At 62.4% G+C, this 6,895-nt stretch carries 4 protein-coding genes; 2 read left to right on the forward strand and 2 right to left on the reverse strand.

What is annotated here, in order from left to right; genetic code table 11:
• Together WAW39_RS28000 and WAW39_RS28005 are read left to right on the forward strand one after the other, a co-directional pair.
• The coding region (locus WAW39_RS28000; protein WP_422322667.1) for a carboxypeptidase-like regulatory domain-containing protein at positions 1-1,375 on the forward strand (1,375 nt) is incomplete at its 5' end.
• 460 nt (positions 1,376-1,835) lie between these two features.
• Positions 1,836-3,470 carry an autotransporter outer membrane beta-barrel domain-containing protein gene (locus WAW39_RS28005; RefSeq protein ID WP_422322669.1) on the forward strand — a complete coding sequence of 545 codons (1,635 nt, stop codon included), beginning with the start codon at positions 1,836-1,838 and terminating at the stop codon, positions 3,468-3,470.
• Between the two features lie 137 nt (positions 3,471-3,607).
• Here the strand turns inward: WAW39_RS28005 and WAW39_RS28010 are convergent, their stop codons facing one another.
• Together WAW39_RS28010 and WAW39_RS28015 are read right to left on the reverse strand one after the other, a co-directional pair.
• Positions 3,608-4,099 carry a hypothetical protein gene (locus WAW39_RS28010; protein WP_422322671.1) on the reverse strand — a complete coding sequence of 164 codons (492 nt, stop codon included), beginning with the start codon at positions 4,097-4,099 and terminating at the stop codon, positions 3,608-3,610.
• Between the two features lie 150 nt (positions 4,100-4,249).
• Positions 4,250-6,616 carry a hypothetical protein gene (locus WAW39_RS28015; protein ID WP_422322673.1) on the reverse strand — a complete coding sequence of 789 codons (2,367 nt, stop codon included), beginning with the start codon at positions 6,614-6,616 and terminating at the stop codon, positions 4,250-4,252.
• Between the last annotated feature and the right edge of the window lie 279 nt (positions 6,617-6,895).

The raw sequence follows: 6,895 nt of genomic DNA on the forward strand, positions 1-6,895 counted from the left end.
CCCATTGCATCAATGGCGAAGACAACTCCCCGTCTCTCTGGCACGCGGCACCATCATCCCCACCGCCCTCGTCTGGGCTATTTCATCCTCGCTTTTCCCACGCCACCCACTTAAAATAACCTGCGTGAAAAAAGACTGCCTCTTAATCGCCATCCTCATCACCATGGCGCACCTGCTGCCCCAGACCGCAGCTGCCGAGGAGGCACCCGCGGCCGCCACCCGCTCCCTCACCGTGCGCGTCATCGATGAATCCGGCGCGCCCATCCCAGGCGCAAAGATCCACCGCAGCGTCTGGACCAACGCCAAGTTCCCGCCCAACGCCGACTTCCTCACCGACGCCCAGGGCAGCACCACCTTCGAACTCCCCGCCCAGGTGGATATCCTCCGTCTCTGGGCCAGCGCCAAAGGCCACGTCCCCATGTTTGCCAACCTCAATGCCAGCAAGTTCGGTGGCGATCCCGCACCCAAGGACTTCACCTTCACCCTCGCGCAGGGCACCACCATCGGCGGCTTCATTCACGACGACATCGGCGCGCCCATCCCCGGCGCCAAAGTCGAAGTCAGCGTCGATTCCCGCGAGCTCGGCCGGGGCGGCAGAGGTGAGGCGGTGGTGAACCACTGGCTGGCGGAGGCAGAGGACGCCTGCGTCACCGACGAACACGGCTTCTGGGCCCTCAGCAACGTCCCCGCCGGCCCGGACTGGCGCATCGGCCTCCGGCTCCAGCACCCCGACCATGTGGGCGATCAGGAATGGCGCGGCATGAGCGGCCCGCCCTTTTCCCTCCAGCAGTTCCGCGATCAAACCGCCATCTCCGTCATGCAGACCGGCGTGCGCGTCTCCGGCACCGTCACCGGACCCGATGGCAAGCCCGTGCCCAAAGCCCTCGTCATCTGGGGGGACAGGCCCTACCACAACAGCAACGTGCAGGAAGCCTTCGCCGACGACGCAGGCCGCTTCCGCCTCCCCCCGCTCCTGCCCGGCAAGACCCTGCTCACCGTCATCGCCCCGGGCCACGCCCCCTTGCTCAAAGAGATCCAGCTCACGGCCAAAACCCACACGGAAGACCTGCAGCTCCAGCCCGGCAAGACCATCACCTTCAAGTTCGTCGATGCCGCAGGCAAACCCGTGCCCAAGGTCTCGGTCAACATCACCGGCTGGCGCGGCAAAGAAACCCTCTTTAACTGGCGTCACTCAAACGTCCCCTACAGCAAGATCCCCGACCAGGCGAACGACCAGGGCATCTACACCTGGACCTGGGCCCCCGACGACGCCGTCGATTACCTGTTTGGCAAAAAAGGCCTCAAATGGACCCAGCGCCCCACCTTCGCTCCCGGCGAGCACGAGATCATTGTGCCGGCCCCGGCTGCTCCTTAGTCAGTCCAGACTCTTGAGCGTTGCAGTGCCAGCCTCATCAACGCCCCATTCAGCGCCAGCGGCGGCCATCAAACGCCCGAGCAGGACTACTGGGTCATCGGCACCGGCGTGGGCTTCCAGCCCCCCCCGACTTCTTCACTTTTCACCGCCTGTAATGCCCACCACTTCAACCGGTTGAAAACAATACCTCAAAATAAAAACACCATATATCTTTCATTGATGCATTTTTTGCTTAGATTCCGCAATGTTACCTAACGATGGACACCCACCTGCATACCTATGACCTGCAGGTCATTTCGGTCCTAGATAGTTGAGGGCGTCTCCCACCGTCACGCTGCTGCGCAAAGCACCACGACCACGCCATTTCAGCCGCTTTCACCGCCGAGCACGGCCCTCTTTTCCTCTTCTCTTCGCCACGAAAAAACTCTCCCCGAAAAAAACCTAGCAAGACACACCACGAATGAAATCACTCCTTAAGACAGCTCTCCTCCTCGCCCTCTCCGCAGGCTTTGCCCCCGCACAGCTGGTCAATCCCGGATTTGAAACAGGGGACCTCACCGGCTGGACCAACCTCGGCGGCAATGCCAGCATCGTCGGCACCGGTGCCAACATCGTTGGCAGCTTCCAGACTTTGATTTCAAACGAACATGGCACCTCCCTCAATGCTCTCGCTCCATTGGAGGTCTCCCTGGGCCTCACAGCTGGCAGCCTTTCAGGCTTTTCCCTTTCAGGAGGAGTCACAGATGCATCCTTCCTTTATCAATCCTTCACCGGCTATGCAGGCGAAGTCATTACCATCCATTCGTTTTTCAACAACACCGATGGTGGCCTTGATGGCGGCTTCGCCACGCTCACAGGTCCTGGCACCAATAACATCACCTTGGTAGGCTCAAACGGGCTTGCAGGAGTCCAGATCAACACCTTCACCCTGCCGACTTCAGGCACCTACATTCTGGGCCTGGGAACTGCCAATAGCGTTGACGAAATTGTCCCATCGAGCACGCTCTTTGATGTCGTCGATGACCTTTCGCGGCCCTCCGCGCAGATCTTCGGCCTCGCCTTCGCCAATGCCGAAAATCAGGGCGTCCTCGCGGCGAACCAGACCGTCACCAACGACGTCAACAATCACCTCTTCATGCTCCGCGCCGGCCGCGGAGAAGAAGACGCCGCCGACAGCCTCGCCTCCTCCATGGATGAAGGCGTCGTCACCGGCCAGGGAGACGGCCCCGGGAAGAACCCCATCGCCCAGCGCATCCAGCGCAGCCGCCAGTGGGAAGCCTTCGCCACCGTCAACTATGGCAACGTCAAGCTCAGCCCCATCAGCAGCCAGGCCGGCGTCCAGATCGACTCCTGGGCCTCCGGTGTCGGCATCGAGCGCCATCTCTCCCGTGGCCTCACCCTCGGCTTCGCTCTCTCCTTCCTCCAGAGCCAGCAGACCTACACCGGCGGCCTCGGCAGCGTGAACCTCGAAGGCCCGGCCCTCTCCACCTACCTCGCCTACGCACGTAAAAACGTCTGGGCCAGCCTGCTCTACTCCTTTGGCGACTACGACATGGGCACCTCCCGCAATCCCGGCTTCGGCTTCACCAGCGCCTCCGGCAGCACCACTGCCTACACCAACTCAGTGCAGTTCAACACCGGTTACAACTTCCGCTTCCAGAACAACACCCTCGTCACCGGCCCATTCATCGGTGCTGATTACCTCCACGGCTCCATCGACGGCTACAGTGAAACCGGCGGCGGTCTCGCAGCCCTCGCCTTCGCTCGTCAGACCTTTGAGTCCCTCGTCACTCGCGTCGGCTGGTCTACCTCCAAGAAGATCTCCACCAACTGGGCGACCATCACCCCGCAGTTCCGCCTCAGCTACGAGCGCCAGAACCTGCACAACAACGGCACCAGCGTCAGCCTCATCAATGCCCCCTTCACCGCCGCTGGCGGCAATCAAACCCCCGGCCAGGACTACCTGGTCATCGGCACCGGCGTGAACTTCCAGTTCACCCCCGACTTCAGCATGATGCTCGGCTACCAGACCCAGATCTTCCGCAACAACATGGAAGCCCACTTCGGCAGCGTCCGCTTCGGCTACAAGTTCTAGACCCGCCCACCTCTCTCAAATCACCGCACCCCACCGCCCCGCGCGTGTGGCGTGCGGTTTTTTCGTTTCTGGTGCTTCCGCGCAACGCCGCCCCTGATAGGTCCTACAGGCCCTATACGACCTATTTCTTCCCCGCCCTACACCCTCACCAGACTCTCGATCTGCGCAGCCGCAAACGCATGCCCGCCCAGCGTCAGTCTCAGCGCCTTGGCGGAGCTTCCCGCAGGCGCCTCCACCACACGCAGCAGCCCTTCACGCTCCCGGGATTCCCCGCGCAGCTGCACACGCACCAGCTTGCCCAGCGGCACGCCCCAGCGTTTCTCAAAGGCGCGCTTCTCATTCTCCGCCTCCTCCTTCCAGCGGGCAAAGCCCTCCTCGCTGGTATGTACTGGCAGTTCCTTGTTCCGGCGTCGCGCTTCTTCAGCCGCCTTCTCCGCAGCCATCTCGGACTTCCACGCTGAGTAGCCATCCGCTTCCGCCGCAGGCGCCGCCTCAAAAAGAGCCAGCCCCTCGGTGATCTCCGGCGTCACGCCACGCTCTGCCTCAGGCACACCAAACCGGCCCGCCACCGCCCAGGACCGCGCCGTGAAAAGCGGCAGCGCCGGCTCATCTCCTCGTTCATCACTCATCAAAAACGCCTACCTCCTCCGGCCGCTTTGTCATTCAGATTTCGTCATTGATTCGCTTCGCCCACCCTTCGGGCTCACTTCGTCCGTCCGTTGGCCTTCGGCTGTCCGCGCTGCGCTCCGGTTCGCTGCGCCCGGCTCATCCTTTCCTCTTCACGCCGCACGCGTCACCCGCTTCCAGAAGAAATCCAGCTCACGTGCCAGCACGCTCATCACCTGCGCAGGCGTGGCTTCCAGAGCACCGCTTTCCGCTTCTTTGATGATGCGCTGCATCGCATACAGCGCCGCGACGTTCTGAGTGTCCAGGTGGATCGAGTCCACGTTCGTCTTCAACACCTCTGGGAAGGCGGCACTTTGCTGCAGGATCGCCCAGCTCTGCTGCTCGCGGTCCGTCTTGAAGGTGGTGATCTTCAGCCGTGGCACCGAGGTGCCCGTGGAATGCGCATCCTGGTTCAGCTCTGCCAGCCTGCCGGCGGCAAAACCCGCCAGCGTGCGCCAGTAGGAGCCGTCCGCGAAATTCGCCAGGCCAAACACCACTTCCAATCCTTGCAGCGACCAGCACATCGCATAACGGCCAGTCATGCCCGGCAGCTCATGCTCGCTGAAGCGCACCAGGGGGAAACGCCTGCCCGCCAGCCGGATCAGATCCGCCAGCTTCGTAAAATCCAGCGGCAGAGACACCGCCTCCGCAGCCATTTGCAGGCGCAGCGCCTCGTAGCGACCCAGCAGCGCATCACGCTCCGCATTCTGCGCAGGGGGCGCAGCCGTCACCGCAGGCCGGGATGAGGGTACAAACGCCGGTGGCATGGCCACCGCAGCAGACGGAGCAGGCAGTTCCACCGCAGCCGCAGCCACGGCTGGCGCGGGCGTTGCCGCAGCACCCAGCACATCCGCCAGACGTTCGGCCACGGAATGCGAGCCATTGCTCTCAGTCGCATGCGGCGCACTCGGCTGCCTGAGCTTGCCGAGCATCTCGCGCAGATTTTCAAAAGCACCCGCCGAACTCGGCGAGAACTGCGAAGGTGCTTCATCTGCCTCGCTCGTGTCCGCATTCACCACCGCGCTTGGCGGCGGCAGATGCTTCCCATTCAGGCCCGCAGGCGGTGGCATCAGTGGTGCTTCATTCTGCTGCGGCAGCGCCGGCGTGGGTTCCGCCAGTCCCTCCGCCATCAGCTTCATCTGCGCCGTCGTGCTCGAATCAAAAATCGGATACTCACCCGCAGATGTCTGGTTTTCCTCCGTGCTTTCAGCCACCTCCTCGCTCATCAGCGGCAGCACCCCCTCATCCGCAGTCAGAGTATGCAGAGAGACGCCGCCCTGCATCACCGGAGCCGAAAGCGTCTGCTGGAAAAAGTCCCACTGCTTGGCCGCATGGCGCAGAAAGGTACGCGCCGAGACCGAGCCCAGCGGCCGCCCCAGGAAGTAGCGCTTCACATCCAGGAAATTCGTGAACTCACGTCCCGCATCTATCGGGATGCCCGCATGCTGCAGGCGCAGCCGCAGCAGCGTCGCCGCCTCCCCCTCGCCAATGCCGCGCAGCAGCATCTGCGAAGCCGTCAGCCGGTCTTCCATCGCACTCGGGAGATGATGCCCAAACGTCGCCTGCCACACATCCTGGTTCAGGCTCAGCACCACGTGCACGCCATCCATCTCAGACATGTCCAGCAGCAGCGAGGCAATGCGCAGCCCCGCCTCCGGATTTCGATAATACGCATCCAGGTGATCCACCAGCAGCACCACCGGCCTCCACAGCCCCAGCAGTCGCAGCCACGTCACCGGGCCTTCATTGGACTCATCCGCCGCCAGCATGCGCAGCACCGCCATGTGGGACATGCCGCCATCCAGCGCGTGGTTCAGCATCGCATTCACCCAGGACTCCAGCGCCGTCGGGATCGCCGGCACTCGCTTCATCGCCTGCTCCGTCATCGGCCTGCGCAGCTGCCCTTCAAAGCGCCGCACCCAGTCACCGATCAGACGTGCACTGCCTTTCTCATCAAACACCTCAATCGGATCACCGCCCAGCACACGCAGTGCCTGCTCCGGATTCGCACACGGCAGCGTGCCGTTCTCGATCAAACGCCGCACCAAAGTCGCGCACACACCCGCACAGGCCTCACGCAGCTTCGTCCAGCCCTCACGCGAAGCCTCCGCCCGTGCCATCGACTCCAGCCCGCGCACCGCCACCGCCGAAATACCGATCGTATCCTCAAGTCGAAACGCCAGCGGCACCAGCACCACCTGCCCGTTTGCCGCAGCCGCAAGGCGACCCAGCAGATGCGTCTTGCCATAGCCCGCACGCGGCGCCGTCAGCAGCAGCAAAGGCTGCCCGCCGGTACGACCCGCGCTGCTTTGACGCTCATCAATCGTCGTCGTCAATTGCCCTAAAATGTCCCCGTTCAAACCCGGCACCGAGCGATTCTCCGCCACGCCAAACGGCCCCGCGCAGACATCATCCGCAAACGGATTCAGGCTCTCCCCCTGCGGCAAAGCAGGAGGCAGTCCAGACGCGGACGGTTGCAAATTTGGTAATGGCGATTCTGGACTTTCCACAATGAATGCGGTTTCAGGGTTCTGATTCAGGTCAGATACAATGATATTTATGCCAATTCATACTCCGCAGAAAGTAAGTTTTTTGCCTTTGACGTTATTCTCGAAAACGAGAATAACCGTACACGCCGATAGAACGCATCAGCCCCTCCTCTGGACGGGCCGAAAAACCCGACCTCAGTAAGTACGACAGGCACTCCTGCCTGTCGATCAGCGCTCCCTCCATCACCCAAGACCCACACACCACCATAT

The sequence above is a fragment of the Prosthecobacter sp. genome, from assembly GCF_049294395.1.
In the GTDB taxonomy this organism is placed as follows: domain Bacteria; phylum Verrucomicrobiota; class Verrucomicrobiia; order Verrucomicrobiales; family Verrucomicrobiaceae; genus Prosthecobacter.

Coding starts and splice junctions, on each gene's coding strand:
- WAW39_RS28005 (WP_422322669.1), top strand. CDS start 1,836: ATGAAATCACTCCTTAAGACAGCTCTCCTCCTCGCCCTCTCCGCAGGC.
- WAW39_RS28010 (WP_422322671.1), bottom strand. CDS start 4,099: ATGAGTGATGAACGAGGAGATGAGCCGGCGCTGCCGCTTTTCACGGCG.